This is a genomic window from Klebsiella sp. Q11 (assembly GCF_964241505.1).
In the GTDB taxonomy this organism is placed as follows: domain Bacteria; phylum Pseudomonadota; class Gammaproteobacteria; order Enterobacterales; family Enterobacteriaceae; genus Klebsiella; species Klebsiella michiganensis.
Genome location: NZ_CAXSXW010000002.1, coordinates 316394 through 333752 on the forward strand (window position 1 = coordinate 316394; position 17359 = coordinate 333752).

General features: G+C 57.7%; 13 protein-coding genes. 6 read left to right on the plus strand and 7 right to left on the minus strand.

The features are described from left to right. The first annotated feature begins 354 nt into the window (after nt 1-354). The 3 genes from hmsP (at nt 355) to ACESQ2_RS03885 (ending at nt 5529) form a co-directional block, all read left to right on the plus strand. On the plus strand, nt 355-2361 hold the full coding sequence (gene hmsP / locus ACESQ2_RS03875) for a biofilm formation regulator HmsP (protein ID WP_373170172.1): 2007 nt from the start codon (nt 355-357) through the stop codon (nt 2359-2361). Between the two features lie 154 nt (nt 2362-2515). Continuing rightward, a complete protein-coding gene (dctA, locus tag ACESQ2_RS03880) occupies nt 2516-3802 on the plus strand; it encodes a C4-dicarboxylate transporter DctC (protein WP_014227166.1) in 1287 nt (428 codons plus the stop codon). A gap of 221 nt (nt 3803-4023) precedes the next feature. Beyond that, complete coding sequence (locus ACESQ2_RS03885; protein ID WP_049071605.1) at nt 4024-5529, plus strand: pitrilysin family protein; 1506 nt, start codon at nt 4024-4026, stop codon at nt 5527-5529. Nucleotides 5530-5720: 191 nt separating this feature from the next. Here the strand turns inward: ACESQ2_RS03885 and ACESQ2_RS03890 are convergent, their stop codons facing one another. Continuing rightward, nucleotides 5721-6650 (minus strand): sugar kinase, encoded by a 930-nt coding sequence (locus tag ACESQ2_RS03890; RefSeq protein WP_042946099.1) that lies wholly within the window; start codon nt 6648-6650, stop codon nt 5721-5723. A 195-nt stretch (nt 6651-6845) separates the two neighbouring features. Here ACESQ2_RS03890 and ACESQ2_RS03895 point away from each other — a divergent pair, with 195 nt between their 5' ends. Further along, entirely contained in the window at nt 6846-8897 is a 2052-nt protein-coding gene (locus tag ACESQ2_RS03895; protein ID WP_046877725.1) for an AsmA family protein, read from the plus strand. Nucleotides 8898-8946: 49 nt separating this feature from the next. Here ACESQ2_RS03895 and ACESQ2_RS03900 read toward each other — a convergent pair whose 3' ends face one another. The 3 genes from ACESQ2_RS03900 to ACESQ2_RS03910 form a co-directional block, all read right to left on the minus strand. Further along, nucleotides 8947-10269, minus strand: a complete 1323-nt coding sequence (locus ACESQ2_RS03900; RefSeq protein WP_004126314.1) for an MFS transporter — start codon at nt 10267-10269, stop codon at nt 8947-8949. A 270-nt stretch (nt 10270-10539) separates the two neighbouring features. Further along, entirely contained in the window at nt 10540-11571 is a 1032-nt protein-coding gene (gene yhjD / locus ACESQ2_RS03905) for an inner membrane protein YhjD (RefSeq protein WP_004134249.1), read from the minus strand. A gap of 269 nt (nt 11572-11840) precedes the next feature. Then, nucleotides 11841-12740 carry a LysR family transcriptional regulator gene (locus tag ACESQ2_RS03910; RefSeq protein WP_014227163.1) on the minus strand — a complete coding sequence of 300 codons (900 nt, stop codon included), beginning with the start codon at nt 12738-12740 and terminating at the stop codon, nt 11841-11843. Between the two features lie 119 nt (nt 12741-12859). On the opposite strand from ACESQ2_RS03910, the gene ACESQ2_RS03915 reads away from it, so the two are divergent. Together ACESQ2_RS03915 and ACESQ2_RS03920 are read left to right on the plus strand one after the other, a co-directional pair. Further along, nucleotides 12860-13618: an SDR family NAD(P)-dependent oxidoreductase gene (locus ACESQ2_RS03915; protein WP_046877724.1), complete on the plus strand. Its 759-nt coding sequence runs from the start codon at nt 12860-12862 to the stop codon at nt 13616-13618. Nucleotides 13619-13967: 349 nt separating this feature from the next. Then, entirely contained in the window at nt 13968-14576 is a 609-nt protein-coding gene (locus ACESQ2_RS03920; RefSeq protein WP_046877723.1) for a response regulator transcription factor, read from the plus strand. Here the strand turns inward: ACESQ2_RS03920 and ACESQ2_RS03925 are convergent. The 3 genes from ACESQ2_RS03925 to ACESQ2_RS03935 all read right to left on the minus strand — a co-directional run bounded on the left by ACESQ2_RS03925 (nt 14573) and on the right by ACESQ2_RS03935 (nt 17324). Continuing rightward, nucleotides 14573-15001 (minus strand): lysozyme, encoded by a 429-nt coding sequence (locus ACESQ2_RS03925; RefSeq protein ID WP_038423812.1) that lies wholly within the window; start codon nt 14999-15001, stop codon nt 14573-14575. The genes ACESQ2_RS03920 and ACESQ2_RS03925 overlap by 4 nt on opposite strands. A 53-nt stretch (nt 15002-15054) precedes the next feature. Next, nucleotides 15055-15603 (minus strand): GNAT family N-acetyltransferase, encoded by a 549-nt coding sequence (locus ACESQ2_RS03930; protein ID WP_046877721.1) that lies wholly within the window; start codon nt 15601-15603, stop codon nt 15055-15057. A gap of 68 nt (nt 15604-15671) precedes the next feature. Beyond that, complete coding sequence (locus ACESQ2_RS03935; protein WP_014227158.1) at nt 15672-17324, minus strand: alpha,alpha-trehalase; 1653 nt, start codon at nt 17322-17324, stop codon at nt 15672-15674. Between the last annotated feature and the right edge of the window lie 35 nt (nt 17325-17359).

The window sequence follows — 17359 nt, forward strand, 5'->3', positions numbered from 1 at the left end:
CGCCGCCTGCGGGTTTTGTAGCCCGGACAGGCGCATAGCGCCGCCTCCGGGAAAGCGGCCCGATGGCGGCTGTGAACATGTAGGCCGGGCAATTTTGTAGCCCGGGTAAGGCGTCAGCCGCGACCCGGGAATGTCCGCCGGTCGCGCTGTGCTTACCGGGGCTACCGGCCCGCGCCGCCTGCGGATTTTGTAGCCCGGACAGGCGCATAGCGCTGCCTCCGGGAAAGCGTCCCGATGGTATTGCTTCGCGGCCTTGCGGGCGTGAGCGAACAATTTGAGTATATAATCAGCCTGATAACGATCGGTGAGAGGGACCTATACCCGATATGCGTTCAGTTTCAGTGGAGAACCCCGTTGCGCGTCAGCCGTTCACTTACAATTAAACAGATGGCGATGGTCGCGAGCGTGTCCATGGCGTTTGTACTGGTCTTCTGTTCTATTCTGCTGTTCCACTTTGTTCAGCAGAGTCGCTTTACCACGGCCACGCAGTTAGAAAGCATCGCGCGCTCCGTTCGCGAACCGCTGTCAGCGGCTATCCTGAAAGCCGATATCCCTGAGGCGGAAGCCATTCTGAGCCGTATTCAACCCGCAGGCATCGTCAGCCGGGCGGATGTTGTCCTGCCCAATCAGTTCCAGGCGCTGCGGATGCGCTTTATCCCCGAGCGCCCGGTACCGGTAACCATCACCCGTATGTTTGAACTGCCGGTACAGATTTCGCTGCCTATCTACTCCCTTGAACGGCCCGCTAACCCACAGCCGCTGGCCTATCTGGTGCTCCAGGCCGACTCATACCGCATGTATAAATTCGTCATGAGCGCGCTGGCGACGTTAGTGACCGCTTACTTGCTTCTGGTGCTGATGCTGACGGTGGCGATCACCTGGTGCATCAACCGTCTGATGGTACGACCGCTGCGTAAAATCGCCCGTGAGCTAAACGATGTCCCGCAGCACGAGCGTTTGGGCCATCAGCTCACGCTGCCGCGTCTCCATCATGACGATGAAATCGGCATGCTGGTGCGCAGCTACAACCGTAATCAGCAGACGCTGCTGCGCCTGCACGATGAACTCTCTTTGCAATCGACTCGTTTTCCGGTATCCGAGCTGCCGAACAAAGCCTTTCTAATGGCTATGCTGGAGCAAACCGTCGCGCGACCGCAGGCCTCGGCGCTGCTGATTATCGCCTGCGAAACGCTACAGGATACCGCTGGCGTACTGAAAGAGACGCAGCGTGAAATGCTGCTGCTAACCCTGGTTGAAAAGCTGCGGGCGATTATCCCGGCGCAGATGGTGCTGGCTCAGGTGAGCGGCTACGACTTCGCGATTCTGGCCCACGGCATTGACGAACCCTGGCAGGCTGTGACGTTAAGTAAGCAAGTACTCACTGTCTTAAATGAACGTTTGCCGCTGCACGGCATCCAGCTGCGCCCCTGCGCCAGCGTCGGTATCGCGATGTTTAACGGCGAAATTAACGCCGAACAGCTCTACCGTCGGGCGTTTTCCGCCGCCGTAACCGCGCGTCGTAAAGGGAAAAACCAGATTGAGTTCTTCGATCCGCAGCAGATGGAAAAAGCGCAGCGCCGCTTAATGGAAGAGCACGATATTCTGACGGCGCTTGATAACCAGCAGTTTGCCATCTGGCTGCAGCCGCAGGTGGATACCCACAGCGGCGAGGTGTGCGGTGCGGAAGTGCTGCTGCGTCAGCGTCAGGCGGACGGCAGCTGGTCGCTGCCGGGCGATCTGATTGAGCGTATCGAAGCCTGCGGGCTGATGGTACCGGTCGGCTACTGGGTGATGGAAGAGGCCTGCCGGCAGCTTGCCGCCTGGCAAAATCAGGGGATCATGTTGCCGCTGTCGGTCAACGTGTCGTTGCTGCAGCTGCTGCATCACGATCGCGGCGAGGAGATGCTGGCGCTGCTCGCGCGCTATCGTATCGCGCCGGGTACGCTGGTACTGGAAGTCACTGAAAGCCGTCGGATTGACGACCTGCAGGCGATTATTTCCCTGCTGCGTCCGCTGCGTGAAGCGGGCGTGCGGATTGCCCTCGATGACTTTGGTATGGGCTACGCCGGCCTGCGCCAGCTGCAGCATATTAAATCGCTGCCGGTAGACATCCTGAAAATCGATAAAGTCTTTATCGATATGCTGCCCGATGACATCAGCATGGTGCCCGCGATTATCCAGCTGGCGCGGGGGCTGAATCTGCACATTGTCGCGGAGGGCGTCGAAACCGATACCCAGTATCGCTGGCTGCAGGAGGCGGGCGTCGAGACGGTGCAAGGGTATCTTTTTGGCTGCGCCATGCCGCCTGAGGCTTTTATGGCCCGTTTTTTACCCGGTGATGTTGAGGATGCAAGTTTGTAACAACATTGTTAGCTTATGCGAGTCAGTTCAAATAAATTAACAATTACATTGCAATTTCATCACTCGTTATTTCTGAAATGTTTCATGGGTGTTATTTTTAAGCCACGGACGCAATACCCCCTCAAGGTCTGTGGTTATCTCCAAAGGACACCCTATGAAAATCTCTTTCTTTAAAAGCCTCTATGTCCAGGTTCTCTCGGCCATAGCGATCGGTATTCTGCTGGGCCATTTTTACCCGGAACTGGGTGCGCAGATGAAACCCCTCGGCGATGCCTTCGTTAAGCTGATTAAAATGATTATTGCCCCGGTTATCTTCTGTACCGTCGTGACGGGGATTGCCGGGATGGAGAGCATGAAAGCCGTCGGCCGCACCGGGGCGGTGGCGCTGCTCTACTTTGAAATCGTGAGCACAATTGCGCTGATCATCGGCCTGATCATTGTAAACGTGGTGCAGCCCGGCGCGGGAATGAACGTTGACCCGGCGACCCTCGACGCGAAGGCCGTGGCGGTTTACGCCGAACAGGCGAAAGATCAGGGCATCGTAGCGTTCCTGCTCGATATTATCCCCGGCAGCGTGATTGGCGCTTTTGCCAGCGGCAACATTCTGCAGGTGCTGATGTTTGCGGTGCTGTTTGGTTTCGCGCTGCATCGCCTCGGTAGCAAAGGCCAGCTGATTTTTAACGTTATCGAAAGCTTCTCGCAGGTGATCTTCGGCATCATCAATATGATCATGCGCCTGGCGCCGATTGGCGCGTTCGGGGCCATGGCCTTTACCATTGGGAAATACGGCGTCGGTACGCTGGTGCAGCTTGGCCAACTGATCGTCTGCTTCTACATCACCTGCATCCTGTTTGTGGTGGTGGTGCTGGGGTCGATCGCCAAAGCCACCGGCTTCAGCATCTTTAAATTTATCCGCTATATCCGCGAAGAGCTGCTGATTGTCCTGGGGACGTCTTCATCCGAGTCGGCGCTGCCGCGTATGCTCGATAAGATGGAGAAGCTGGGCTGCCGTAAGTCGGTGGTGGGGCTGGTGATCCCGACGGGGTACTCCTTTAACCTCGATGGCACCTCAATATACCTGACGATGGCGGCGGTGTTTATCGCCCAGGCGACGAACAGCCATATGGATATTTTCCATCAGATCACCCTGCTGGTGGTGCTGCTGCTCTCCTCAAAAGGCGCGGCGGGGGTGACGGGCAGCGGCTTTATCGTCCTTGCGGCGACGATTTCCGCCGTCGGGCACCTGCCGGTCGCCGGTCTGGCGCTCATTCTTGGCATCGACCGCTTTATGTCCGAGGCGCGCGCTCTGACCAACCTGGTGGGTAACGGCGTCGCGACCATCGTTGTCGCTAAATGGGTCAAAGAGCTGGACGCGAAACAGCTGGATGATGTGCTGAACAACCGTACTCCGGTAAGCAAATCGCACGAATTATCCTCATAAATCCATCTGTTAGGCCCGTTGTCCCTTGCTGGACTACGGGCTCCTGCGCATAATTAGGGGTCACTGTCGCTTGCGCGGCGGTGACCCTTATGTTTATTTCACGTCAACATGCGACATTTTCATCTCCGTGTGGTCTAACCGACGTACTTAACTCACCATATTTTTTCGGCGGCCCTCCCGTGGGCCGCTGTTGTAACCAGGATTGTTCATCAGGGGTTCACATGCAGGGCACAAAAATTCGACTCTTAACCGGTGGTTTGCTGATGATGGCGACGGTCGGTTATGTGCAGGCAGAAGCGCTCCAGCCGGACCCGGCCTGGCAACAGGGGACACTGGCGAATGGGTTTCAGTGGCAGGTTTTAGCCACCCCGCAGCGTCCCAGCGATCGTATCGAAGTTCGCCTGTCCGTGAATATTGGCTCGCTGAGCGAAAGCACTCAGCAGAGCGGCTTTAGCCACTTTATCCCGCGCCTCGCGCTGACGCAAAACGGTGGCCTCCCGACCATGCAGGCCCGTTCGCTATGGCAGCAGAGTATTGACCCGAAGCGTCCTCTGCCGCCCGCCATCGTCTCTTATGACTACAGTTTGTTTAACCTGAGCATACCGAATAACCGTAACGACCTGCTGAAAGAGGCGCTGAGCTGGCTGGCCAGCGCCAGCGGTAAAATGTCGATCTCCCCGGAAACCGTCAACCACGCGCTGCAGGGCGAAGACATGGTGGCGACCTGGCCTGCGGATACCAAAGAAGGCTGGTGGCGCTATCGGCTAAAAGGCTCCACCATGCTGGGGCACGATCCGGCGGCGCCGCTGAAGCAGCCGGTGGATATTGCTCAGCTAAAAGAGTATTACCACAAGTGGTACACCCCGGATGCCATGACCCTGATTGTGGTCGGCAACGTGGATAGCCGCAGCGTCGCGGAACAAATCAACAAAACTTTCGGCGGCCTGAAGGGCAAGCGCGAAACGCCGGTGGCGGTTCCTACGCTGTCGCCGCTGCCGACGACGCCGGTCAGCATCATGACCGATGCGGTGCGCCAGGATAAGCTGTCGCTGATGTGGGATGCGCCGTGGCAGCCGATCCGCGACTCGGTCGCGCTGCAGCGCTACTGGCGCGACGATCTTGCCCGGGAAGCGCTGTTCTGGCACGTACAGCAGAATCTGAGCAAAAGTAATATCAAGGATATCGGCCTTGGCTTTGACTGCCGCGTGCTCTACCAGCGCGCCCAGTGCGCGATCAATATCGAATCGCCGGGCGAGCGCCTGAACGCCAACTTAACGACCGTGGCGCGCGAACTGGCGAAAGTCCGCGATCGCGGCCTGCCGCAGGAGGAGTTTGATGCCCTGATCGCGCAGAAAAACCTCGAACTGCAGAAGCTGTTTGCCACCTATGCGCGCACCGATACGTACATCCTGATTAGCCAGCGGATGCGTTCGTTGCAAAATCAGGTGGTGGATATCGCGCCCGAGCAGTATCAGAAACTGCGTCAGGAGTTTCTCAATTCGCTGACGGTCGACATGCTGAATCAGTACCTGCGTCAGCAGCTGTCGCAGGATATGGCGCTGGTGTTGCAGCAGCCGCAGGGCGAGCCGGAATACAACATGAAGGAACTGCAGGCGACGTGGGAAAAGCTGATGGTGCCCGCGCCAGCGGCCGCAGCGGCGTCGAGCGCCGCCGGTGATGTTGTGGAAGGGCGTAACGAAGCGACGGATATCCCGCCAGCACAGTAAAGCAAAACCGGATAGCGTGGCTATCCGGTGAGGTTTATGGCTAATCTGTTTTACGTATTGCTGGGTTGGCCCGGAGATTTTCCCGGAGGCGGCGCTTCGGGCTACCGGCCCGCAGACGGCGGTAAACCCGTAGCCCGGCTAAGCGCAGCGCCAGCCGGGGTTCTCGCAGGCGGGCGTCACGCAATCGAAAATTACTGCGGCATCGCCTCGCGCGGGATAATCGCGCCGCGATACTGGATCACCGTGCTGGCGGTCAGGTGTCCGCGTTTTGCCGCAGATTCGGCGTCGCCGCCGGTCAGGCGTACGGCCAGGTAGCCGGCGCTGAACGAATCGCCCGCCGCCGTGGTATCAACCACTTTCTCTTTCGGCAGCTTAACGGCCGGGACTTCCCGCAGCGGCTGGCCGGCAATCGCCACCAGGCAGGAGTCTGCGCCGCGCTTAACCACCACTTCTTCAACGCCGGCGGCGTGGGTGCGGGCAATCACTTCCGCAACCGGCTTCTCGCCCCACAGCGCGTCTTCGTCATCGAGGGTCAGGAACGCGATGTCGGTGCAGGCCAGCATCTGCTGATAAACCCGCTGCGTCTCCTCTTTGCTGCTCCACAGGCGCGGACGATAGTTATTATCAAAGATAACCTTGCCGCCGTTTGCCCGGCATTCCCGCAGCAGGGTCAGCAGCTTCTCGCGGCTGGTCGGGCTGAGGATCGCCAGGCTGATCCCGCTAAGATACAGATAATCAAAGGTCGCCAGCTCTTCGCAGATGGCCGCAGACTGCTCGCTCTCCAGCCAGAACTTCGCCGCGGCTTCGTTGCGCCAGTAGTAAAAGGTGCGCTCGCCGCTCTCGTCGGTTTCGATGTAGTAGAGGCCCGGTAAACGGTCGGCCATGCGCTGAATCAGGTCAGTCTGAACGTTCTCGCGCTGCCAGGATTCGAGCATCTGCTGGCTGAAGGTGTCCGTGCCCAGGGCGGTAACGTAGTGCACGCCCAGCGCGCTGGCGTCGGTCTGGCGAGCGATGTAGACGGAAGTGTTTAAGGTGTCGCCGCCAAAGCCGCGATTAACCGCTGCGCCTTTCTCTGACAGCTCAATCATGCATTCGCCAATGACGGCAATTTTCTTCGACATAGTGATGACCTGAAATTAAATCAATATTAACCCTAGTGTGCGCTGGGGCGCTTTGATGGTCAATGATATTAAAACAACGTTCCATTATTTTTTTGACCTGACGCGGATTATGTGACGAAAACCTCATTCGGCGGAGCAAATGGCGTTTCTCAACTATATTCAGGAGTGACGAGACGCAAAAGGAGTGCAGAAGGGATGAGCAGAACCCGAAAAACCGTGGCTATTATCCTGGGAACGATTGTCGTACTGATCGTTCTGTTTTTTATCGTGCTGGCGACCTTTGACTGGAACCGCCTGAAGCCGACGATCAACCAGAAAGTCTCTGCCGAGCTGAACCGCCCGTTCGCGATTCGCGGCGATCTGGGCGTCGTCTGGGAACGCCAGCCCGGCGAGAGCGGCTGGCGAAGCTGGATCCCTTGGCCGCACGTTCATGCCGAAGATATCGTCCTTGGCAACCCCCCTGATATCCCGCAGGTCACAATGGTCCACCTGCCGCGCGTTGAGGCGACTCTCGCCCCGCTGGCGCTGCTCAGCAAAACGGTCTATCTGCCGTGGATTAAGCTTGAACAGCCCGACGCGCGGCTGATCCGACTATCGGAGAAGACCAACAACTGGACTTTCGACCTGGCTTCGGCGGGGTCGTCGGAGAAAGATGCGGCGCCTTCCAGCTGGTCTTTCCGCCTCGACAATATTCTTTTCGATCGCGGCAAGATTGCCGTTGATGACAAAGTGTCGCGCGCTGACGTGACGATCGTGGTTGATCCGCTCGGTAAGCCGCTGGCGTTCAGTGAAGTGACCGGCGAGAAGGGGAAAGGGCAGCCGCAGAAAGTAGGCGATTACGTCTTCGGCCTGCAGGCGAAAGGGAGCTACAACGGACAGCCGCTCTCCGGTAGCGGCAAAATCGGCGGCATGCTGGCGCTGCGCAGCGAAGGGACACCGTTCCCCCTGCAGGGGGATTTTCGTTCCGGCAATACCCGGGTCGCGTTTACCGGCACGGTCAGCGATCCGCTTAACCTCGGCGGCGTCGATCTGCGGCTGAAGTTTTCCGGGGACTCGCTGGGCGATCTCTATGACCTGACCGGCGTGCTGCTGCCGGATACGCCGGCCTTTTCGACCGACGGGCATCTGCGGGCCACCTTCAAGGAGAAAAACGGTTCACGCTTCGTCTATCAGGATTTTAATGGCCGCATCGGCGAGAGCGATATCCACGGATCGCTGACCTACAGCACCGGTAAACCCCGGCCTAAGCTGGAGGGCGACCTTGAGTCCAGACAGCTAAGGCTGGCGGATCTGGGGCCGCTGATTGGCGTCGACTCCGGCGGTAAAGGCAGCCAGACCGAACGGCGCAAAGGCGAGGCCTCCCCGCAGCCGGCCGGAAAAGTGTTGCCGTATGACCGCTTTGAAACCGATAAGTGGCAGGTGATGGATGCCGATGTGCGCTTTAAAGGACGGCGCATTGAGCACGGCGGCACGCTCCCCATCAGCGACCTCTCCACCCACGTGATCCTCGAACGGGGCGACCTGCGCCTGCAGCCGCTGCGTCTGGGGCTGGCCAACGGCACGATTGCCGGCAGCATTCATCTTGAAGGGGATAAAAAACCGCTGCAGGGGACGGCGAACCTGCAGGCGCGCCGCCTGAAGCTGAAAGCGCTGATGCCAAACGTGGAGATGATGCAGAAAACCCTCGGCGAAATGAACGGCGATGTGCAGCTTCGCGGCACCGGCAACTCCGTCGCCGCGCTGCTGGGCAACAGTAACGGTAACCTGAAGCTGCTGATGAACGACGGTTTAATTAGCCGCAACCTGATGGAGATCCTCGGTCTGAACGTCGGTAACTTTATCATCGGGCAGATCTTTGGCGATGATGAGGTGCGGGTGAACTGCGCGGCGGCCAATATCGACGTGGTCAACGGCGTCGCCCGGCCGCAGGTGTTTGCCTTTGATACGGAAAATGCGTTGATCAACGTCACCGGTACCGCCAGCTTTGCCTCAGAGCAGCTGGACCTCACTATCGATCCGGAAAGCAAAGGCTTTCGCATTATCACCCTGCGTTCACCGCTCTACGTGCGCGGCACCTTTAAGTCGCCGAATGCGGGCGTGAAGGCGGGGCCGCTGATTGCCCGCGGCGCGGTAGCGGCAGCGCTGGCGACCCTGGTGACGCCGGCCGCCGCGCTGCTGGCGCTGATCTCACCCGCCGAAGGCGAGGCGAACCAGTGTCGGGCAATTCTGTCGCAGATGAAAAAATAGTCGGCAAGGAGACGCCCCTGGCCGGATGGCCAGGGGCGTGGAGGGAGAGTTACAGCGATTGATGACGCGTTTCGTGAGTCAGCAGCAGCGCGATCATCGTCAGCGCCGCCATGGCGGCCAGATAGAGCCCTACCGCAGGCAGACCGTAGTTGCCCTGCAGCCAGGCGGCGATGTACGGCGCCACGGATGCCCCGAGGATCGACGAGACGTTATAGGAGAACGATGCGCCGGTATAGCGAACTTCCGTCGGGAACAGCTCCGGCAGCAGCGCGCCCATGGGGCCAAAGGTCAGCCCCATCAGGCTCAGGCCAATCAGCAGGAAGGCAAAGACCAGCAGCGGGTTGCCGGAGCCGAGCAGCGGTTTAAAGGCAAACAGCGCGAAGAGGATGATCAGGGTCGTAATCACGACCATGCTCTTACGACGGCCGAATGCATCCGCCAGCAGGCCCGCCACCGGTACCATCACGCCAAAACCGATAACCGCCATCATCAGCATCCACAGCACTTCGTTACGCGGCAAGCCGAGGCCAATCGGCGCGGCGGCGGTGCTGAAGGTCATGGAGTAGACGGTCATGATGTAAAACAGCGTATAGGTCGCCAGCATGATAAAGGTGCCGAGAACGGTGACGCGCACGTGTTTGGTCAGCAGCGTGCCCAGCGGGATTTTGACCTGTTTTTTCGCGGCGGCTACCTTAGCGAACACCGGCGACTCGTGCAGCGAAACGCGGACGTACAGGCCGATAATGACCAGCACGGCGGAGAAGATAAACGGCATACGCCAGCCCCATTCCATAAACTGCTGGTCGGTCAGCAGCCAGGAGAGCAGCAGGAAGGTGCCGTTCGCGAAGAAGAAGCCGATAGGCGCGCCCAGCTGTGGGAATGAGCCATACAGCGCGCGCTTGCGCGGCGGGGCGTTTTCCGTCGCCAGCAGCGCCGCGCCGCCCCATTCGCCGCCAAGGCCGAGCCCCTGACCAAAGCGCGCCAGCGCCAGCAGCACCGGTGCCATAATGCCAATGGTTTCATAGCCGGGCAGCAGGCCGATAACCACGGTGGAGATCCCCATCGTCAGCAGCGAGGCGACGAGGGTCGCTTTACGGCCTACGCGGTCGCCGAAGTGGCCAAAGACCGCTGAACCGATAGGGCGCGCAATAAAGGCGATAGCGAAGGTCGCCAGCGATTGTAGCGTCGCGGCGGCGGGATCGCCCTGCGGGAAGAAAATGTGCGGGAATACGATAACCGCCGCGGTGGCATAGATGTAGAAGTCGAAGAACTCGATGGCGGTACCAATGAGTGAGGCGACGACGACTTTATTGCGTGAGTTAACCGGAACGGTGTCCTGCGCGTTGTCGAGTGTTGTGGCTGTGGCTTGCATAGATCTTTCTTATTTTTTGCGAACGAAAGGCCATATAGCCACAGCCTTGGGGACATTTCAATCTGTAACAAGGGGCGAGAGAGGCGAAAAAAGAAGCAAAAAGTGAATAATTTCTGTGCCAGAAAAATAACTTCTATGAAATGCTTCACAAAATTCAAATAATGGTCGATAAAACCAGGTTTAGGTTAAATAAAAGTTACATGTTGGATTTATATGCTGAAATGCCAGGTTGGGCTGAATTTTGCGTCTTTTATTCAGCCCAGTGATGGTTTAGTCGTGGGCTTTGCCCGGCATCCGGCGGTCGTCTTTATATTCGGCGGTAGCAATCCATGCGGCGCAGAACAGCGTCAGGCGGGCGAAAAAATAGAAGAAGGCCATTATCCCCAACACCGAACCGAATGCCGCCCCGGATGGGGATTTCACCAGCGCCGGTAGCGTCCAGGTCATAATGATTTTGATTATCTCAAAGCCGACGGCCGCAATCAGGGTGCCGCGAATCAGCGCCTTACGGCGAGGGCGGTGGCGCGGGAGCCGCCAGAAAATCCAGAAAAACAGCAGATAGTTGGCGAAGATGGAAATCGCGAGGCCAATCAGCCGCCACGCCGGTTTCAGCCACTCGATATAATCAAGATAAAGCGCCGAGATAATCATCTGCTGGGCCGAGCCGGCGATAGAGGTGATCGACAAGGTAATGACCAGCGCAACCAGCAGGCCGATCAGCGAGATAAAGTCGCGGAAATACTTAACCCAAATTTTCTCCTGATCCTGCGGCGTGCGTTCCCAGACGTCGCGCGACTGGGCGCGAATGGCCTCACGCAGGTTGCCCATCCAGTTAATGCCGGAGTAGAGCGCCACCAGCAGACCCACAATACCGACGGCGGTACGCTGCTGTACGGCGGTATTGATGGTATTTTTCAGCGTTGCCGCCAGCGTCGGGTCGCTAACGTTAAGCAGGATTTTATCGAAGATGTCCTGTAGCAGCGTGGGATGCGAGGCGAGAACAAAACCGGCGGCCGCAAAAGAGACCATCAGGATTGGGATCATCGATAAAAACGAGAAGTAGGTGATTGCCGCGCCAAACTGATTACCCAGCCTGTCGTTAAAGCGCTCCGCGGCGCGGATGATATGGGCGACCATATGGTTACGCTGAACTTTTTCCGCCGTTCCGGTGACGCTTTTCAGCGCCTGGTTGGCTTTTTTCGCCACGGTAGAGTCGTTTATCGCAGCCATCGCGCTTTTGTTTTTATCCGGCTGCTGGCCCGGATCCTCGGTTGGGCGTTGAGCGTCGTTTTCCGGCGTCATAAATTATTTCTTCCTTTTTTACAGCGATATTCTTCAAAAATTATATACGTAAAATCACGGATGGGGCGTATCGGGGGTATCGGGCGTCGGAATCTGCGAATCACTGAAGCGCTTTCTTGTGTTATTCCCCGGCTGCGCTGCGTTTGTATCGGCCTGGGAGAATTTGATAATGGCATGATATTGTTGGTTTTTACGCCATGCAAAGCGTCAGCCAGCACCCGGCAGGGAATATCGGCACGCTCTCAAATACAGATTTTTCATTATTCGGCCTAATCAACGTAGTTTTTCATTAAGCCGCCCAGCCATTCCATAAACAGATGTACCCGGCGCGAGAGATTACGCCGGTGCGGATAAATGAGCGACACCGGCAGCGGCTCGGCGCGGTAGTGGGGCAGAATTTCTATCAGCTCGCCGGTGCGCAGCCATTCCCGAACCCCCACCCGTGGCACCTGAATAATGCCCAGCCCCGCAAGGCACGACGCCTGATAGGTCTCGGTGCTGTTCACCGTCAAGACGCCGCCGGTTTTGATCCAGCGGACGGCGCCCTCGCTGACCACTTCGAAGCCCAGCGGGCGCACCCCGAGGCTGCTTGCGTAGTGGATCAGCGCATGATCGGCGAGATCGTCCAGCGATTGCGGATAGCCGAAGCGCGTCAGGTACTGCGGGCTGGCGCAGTTGATTTGCGTTAGCTTGCCCAGCGGCCGCGCGATGAGCCCGGAATCTTTCAGCGTACCGACGCGCACCACGCAGTCAAAGCCCTCGCGAACCACGTCGACTAACCGATCGCTGCTGCTGAGCTCCAGTTCGATGCCGGGATACTGCTGCAGAAATGCCGGCAGCTGTGGAATGACCAGCTTTTTCGCTACGGCGACGGGCATATCAACCCGCAGACGCCCGCTGATGCTGGAGGGGTCAAGCTGAAACATGCCGTCCAGCTCTTCAAGATTGCTGAGCAGGTCTCTGGCGCGTTCGTAATAAACCATACCATCCTGCGTCAGCTGTACCCGGCGGGTTGTGCGATGCAGCAAACGAACCCCAAGGTGGCTCTCCAGCGCCTGAATCTGGCGCGAGACGCTTCCTTTCGGCAGGCCAAGGGTATCGGCGGCGCGGGAAAAACTTTCCAGCTCCGCGACTCTGATGAACAGCTGCATTGCGTGAATTTTATCCATGCCGGCGGCCTATTGTTGTTTTTAATGAAACAGTAAAACGTAATTTGCCATATTTATTGTTTTTATAGCAGCTAATAAGCTCTTCAGCGATGCAAACGCAACCAAGAAGGGGTTTTCTGATGACGCAACGTATCGCTTTAGTCACCGGCGGTAGCCGTGGACTGGGAAAAAACGCCGCATTAAAGCTGGCGGCAAAGGGAACCGATATTATTCTGACCTGGCACAGTAACCCGCAGGCGGCGCTGGACGTGGTGGCTGAAATTGAGCAAACGGGCGTGAAAGCCGCGGCATTACCGCTAAACGTCGGTGATGTTGGCAGTTTCGACAGTTTTGCTCAGAAGGTAAGAGAAGTGCTTCAGCAGCGCTGGCAGCGGGAGACCTTCGACTATTTATTGAACAATGCCGGAATTGGCCTGAATATTCCCTTTGCTGAAACCAGCGAGGCGCAGTTTGATGAATTAATGAACATCCAGTTTAAGGGGCCGTTTTTCCTTACCCAACGCCTGCTGCCGTTATTGCAGGACGGGGGGCGGATCCTCAACGTTTCCAGCGGACTGGCGCGTTTCGCGCTGCCGGGCTATGCGGCCTACGCCTCAATGAAAGGCGCGATGGAGGTGCTGACGCGCTACCAGGCGAAGGAGCTGGGAGAACGCGGAATTTCGGTCAATATTATTGCGCCCGGCGCGATTGAAACCGATTTTGGCGGCGGTGTGGTCAGGGATAACGCGCAGGTGAATCAGCATATTGCCGCGCAAACGGCGCTCGGAAGAGTGGGGCTGCCGGATGATATTGGCGATGCCATCGCCGCGCTGCTTAGCGATGACCTGCGCTGGATGAACGCCCAGCGCGTAGAAGTCTCCGGTGGGATGTTCTTGTAATCCCGCGCCCCTCCATAGAGTATGGAGGGGCTAACGTATTTCATGCGCTTCTTATTTCGTAACAGACTTTCCTCATTTCGCCATCGCCTGCGTGTCCGGCTTCGTTTAAACTAGAAAATTAGTATTATTTTTATTTTTTCTTGCCAGTTTCATTAAGGATTTCCTTAATTCAAATGTAATAAATATTGTGGATAAGTAATGGGGCCAATAAGCCCTGTAACTATTCATTGTTATGATATTTAGTTTCGCATCCCTATCGGTAAAATGCCCCAGGCCAAACGGCAAGTTGTTATTTATTTTGGCTGATGTTTGCCTTTTCATCGGGCATTTATTTATTGGAGCGAAACCCATGCAGATACTCATGTTTGACAGGCAGTCGATATTTATTCATGGAATGAAAATTGGCCTCCAGCAATACATTCCAGAGATTGATATTTTTGGCACCTGTCAGGCTGAACAGCTCTGGCAGAAGCTGACGGCGCATCCTGACGCGCTGCTCATGCTGGACGGGGATATGCACGGTGAGTTTTGCTGTTGGCTGCTGGAGGAAAAACAGCGTCGTTTTCCGCACGCTCAGGTCCTGCTGATCGTTTCTGACGATAATAAGGGCTGGCTACAGCGCGCGCTGTCTTATAATGTGCGGGCCATCGTGCAGCGCGAGGAAAGTTTGCCCACTTTCGCTCAGACCATCAACCGTCTCCGGCGGGGGCTGCCCTGCTTGCCGGACAATGGATTAATAATGGCGGAGGTGAGCGATAATAAACAAGTTCATTTGAGCCAGCGCCAGCGGGAGATTTTGCAGCTGCTGGCCGCCGGTGACTCTAATAAACAGATTAGCCGGACGTTAAATATCAGCACCGGCACGGTAAAGGCCCATCTTGAGTCGCTGTACCGTCGGCTGGACGTGAAGAATCGTACCCAGGCGGCGATGGTCTTTCATCGCGTTAGCGAAACTTAATCGGCTCTGGTTTTGAATCTTGCGCACTCTTCGCGCCGCTGTTCGCGGCCGCTGCAAATATTTTCCCATGCGCTCAGCGCGTCAGCGAACCGCTGATGGTTAAGATGGGTCAGGACGGTATCAAGCGCCGGAGACGCCGCCCCGCAGCTAAAGGCTAAAGAGACCAGCGCATCATATTGCGCTTGATTAAGCGTGACCTGGAGTCTGCGCTTAAGTTCGCGCTGGCACTGCAGAAGATCGACGATAAGCAGAGTCTCCGCGATCTCGCGCGTGAAGTGAGGGAACGATTCGTAATCATTGAGAACGTGGCCGTAGCCAATCACGCGCAGGCCGCTTTCGTCCCGATAGGGGGCGAGCGCTAACCCCTGCATTCGCTTAATAAACTCCAGCCCGTGCAGGCTTAGCGGCGGTATGGTTGGGGACATTTATCGCTTCCTCTGTTGTCGGCCTGCAGTGTAGAGGAAAAGCGCGTCGCGCCCTATTCGCCAGATGGCCCAGGCTGGTGGTAATCGCGGCGCAGCAGGCCAAACAGCCAATCGTTGTGCCAGCGACCGTTGAGCCAGTAGCAGTCGCGCAGCTCGCCCTCCTGGTGAAAACCGACCTTTTGCAGCAGATTTTTTGACGCCAGATTGCCCGCGGTGACGGTTGCCGTCAGCCGCCGGATGCCGCCGGCGGAGAAAGCGTAATCGCACAGCGCGCGCAGAGACTCATAGCCGTAACCTTTGCCCTGCGCCCGGGGAGCGAACAGAAAACCCGCTTCAGCGCTATCGGGAGCGTGATGCTGATAGCCGGTGAGGCCCAGGGGAGCGTGGGTGTAGCGGTCGCGCACTACCAGGCACAGCCAGTGGGCCGCGCCCGGCGACCACGCGGGAAGCCGGGCATAAAAAGCGTCGCGAATGTCCGCTACCGGGCGGGGAGCCGCGACGTAAAGCATCACCTGGGGGTCTTGCTGTAAGCTGAGAAAAAAGGGCCAGTCGTCAAGCTGCAGCGGCGAGCAGCGCAGACGTGGGGTAACCAGTTCAGGCATAGCTGGGCTTCCGGCGAAAGTCGATGCCATGAACATAGCAGGACATCGACCGCGGGAATAGTCCGCTTTTACAACGGTTCGCCGTACAGGCCGATAAGCCGGCGCACCACGCCATTCGTCCAGCCAAAGCCATCCTGGAGCGGATATTCACCGCCTCCGCCTTCATGGGGGGTAGCGCTGGCGATATGGTACTTTTCAATCAGCTTATAGTGCTGTTTATAGAAATGATTCACCGTTTGCAGCCAGCTTTGGGCTATCTCATCGCCCAGCGGATCCTGGCCGTACATTTTAAAACCCTGTACCGCCATCCACTGCAGCGGCGCCCAGCCGTTGGGCTTATCCCACTGCTCACCGCTTTGATATTCCGTCGCCATAATACCGCCGGGGGTGAGCAGGCGGGCGCGTACCGCGTCGGCGAGCCTGTCGGCCTGTTCATGGGTCGCCATGCCGACGTACAGCGCGACGAGGCTGGCGGCGGAAAACAGCGCCAGCTGCTCGCGGCGCCAGTCGTAATCGCGGAAACAGCCGCTTTCGTCATCCCACAGATAGCGGGTTACCGCCGCCCTGCGCTCGCTGGCCTTCTGGCGAAAAGCGGCCTCTGTTTCCCGGTCGCCCTTCAGGCCGGAGAGGTTGGCGATGGTGTTCTCCAGCTTGAACAGGAAGGCGTTCAAATCAATGGGAATAAACTGGGTGGTACGGATGCTCGCCAGCCGGGTGATATCCCGCAGCCAGCGGCTGGAGTAATCCCAGCCGGACTCCGCCCCGGCGCGCAGGTCGCGATAGACCTCGTTCGGCGGGCGCCCGGAGTGCTTCGCCGTTTCGACATCTTCCCGCCATGACTCATCGCGCGGCGTATCGCGATCGTCCCAGTAGCGGTTCAGCAGCGAGCCGTCCGGCATCCGCACCACGTGACGGTAGGCCTGATTGGGGATCAGCGATTCCGCGCCGTCCATCCAGAAGCTGTACTCCATCCGCAGATGGTCAAGGTATCGTTTGGCGCCGCGAACCCCATCCTCTTCAAACAGTTCGACCATCAGGGCAAACACCGGCGGCTGCGAGCGGCTGAGATAGTAGGTGCGGTTGCCGTTAGGAATATGGCCGTAGATTTCAATCATCCACGCGAAGTTGTCGGCCATGCATTTCAGCAGGTCTTCGCGGCCGCTTTCCGCCAGCCCCAGCATGGTGAAATAGGAATCCCAGTAGTAGGTTTCGCTAAACCGCCCGCCAGGCACAATATAAGACTGCGGCAGCGCCAGCAGCGATGACCAGGGAATATGATCCTGCGGCTCGCGGGTCAGGACGGGCCACAGATTATCAATATGCTCCTTTAACGATCGCGTGGGATCGGAGACGTAATCCTCGGCGCGGTTTTCCGGCAGCCAGAAGTGGTCTTCAACAAACTGGCGGAGATCGAATCCGGGGGTGCGCCGGACGCGACGGTAGTGAATCAAAATATCCAGCGGGTCCTGCTTCGGCGCGCAGTCGGGGAAGGTTTTGCTATCGGCGAAAATTCGCGACTTCTGGACGTGAGCGAACAGTTCCAGATAGCGATCGGCAGGGGTCAGGGCATCCGAGGCGGGCAGCCCTTCTATGATCTCCGGTTCGGGTTCGGCGTCGAACATTTCATCCAGCTTTAACTCATACGGATCGGCTTCGTAGCACGGATCGATTTCGATCCTGAGCTCATCGTCATCAACGTTGCGTAATTTCTGGCTGAACATAGTGGTACGGACCTCCGGATTGCGTCAGTAGAGGA

Bases quoted from the DNA above. Each gene is read 5' to 3' on its own strand.
- ACESQ2_RS03935 (WP_014227158.1), bottom strand. From the start codon at position 17,324: ATGTTCAGCCAGAAATTACGCAACGTTGATGACGATGAGCTCAGGATC.
- ACESQ2_RS03930 (WP_046877721.1), bottom strand. From the start codon at position 15,603: ATGCCTGAACTGGTTACCCCACGTCTGCGCTGCTCGCCGCTGCAGCTT.
- ACESQ2_RS03925 (WP_038423812.1), bottom strand. From the start codon at position 15,001: ATGTCCCCAACCATACCGCCGCTAAGCCTGCACGGGCTGGAGTTTATT.
- dctA (WP_014227166.1), top strand. From the start codon at position 2,516: ATGAAAATCTCTTTCTTTAAAAGCCTCTATGTCCAGGTTCTCTCGGCC.
- ACESQ2_RS03920 (WP_046877723.1), top strand. From the start codon at position 13,968: ATGCAGATACTCATGTTTGACAGGCAGTCGATATTTATTCATGGAATG.
- yhjD (WP_004134249.1), bottom strand. From the start codon at position 11,571: ATGACGCCGGAAAACGACGCTCAACGCCCAACCGAGGATCCGGGCCAG.
- ACESQ2_RS03885 (WP_049071605.1), top strand. From the start codon at position 4,024: ATGCAGGGCACAAAAATTCGACTCTTAACCGGTGGTTTGCTGATGATG.
- ACESQ2_RS03890 (WP_042946099.1), bottom strand. From the start codon at position 6,650: ATGTCGAAGAAAATTGCCGTCATTGGCGAATGCATGATTGAGCTGTCA.
- ACESQ2_RS03910 (WP_014227163.1), bottom strand. From the start codon at position 12,740: ATGGATAAAATTCACGCAATGCAGCTGTTCATCAGAGTCGCGGAGCTG.
- ACESQ2_RS03900 (WP_004126314.1), bottom strand. From the start codon at position 10,269: ATGCAAGCCACAGCCACAACACTCGACAACGCGCAGGACACCGTTCCG.
- ACESQ2_RS03915 (WP_046877724.1), top strand. From the start codon at position 12,860: ATGACGCAACGTATCGCTTTAGTCACCGGCGGTAGCCGTGGACTGGGA.
- ACESQ2_RS03895 (WP_046877725.1), top strand. From the start codon at position 6,846: ATGAGCAGAACCCGAAAAACCGTGGCTATTATCCTGGGAACGATTGTC.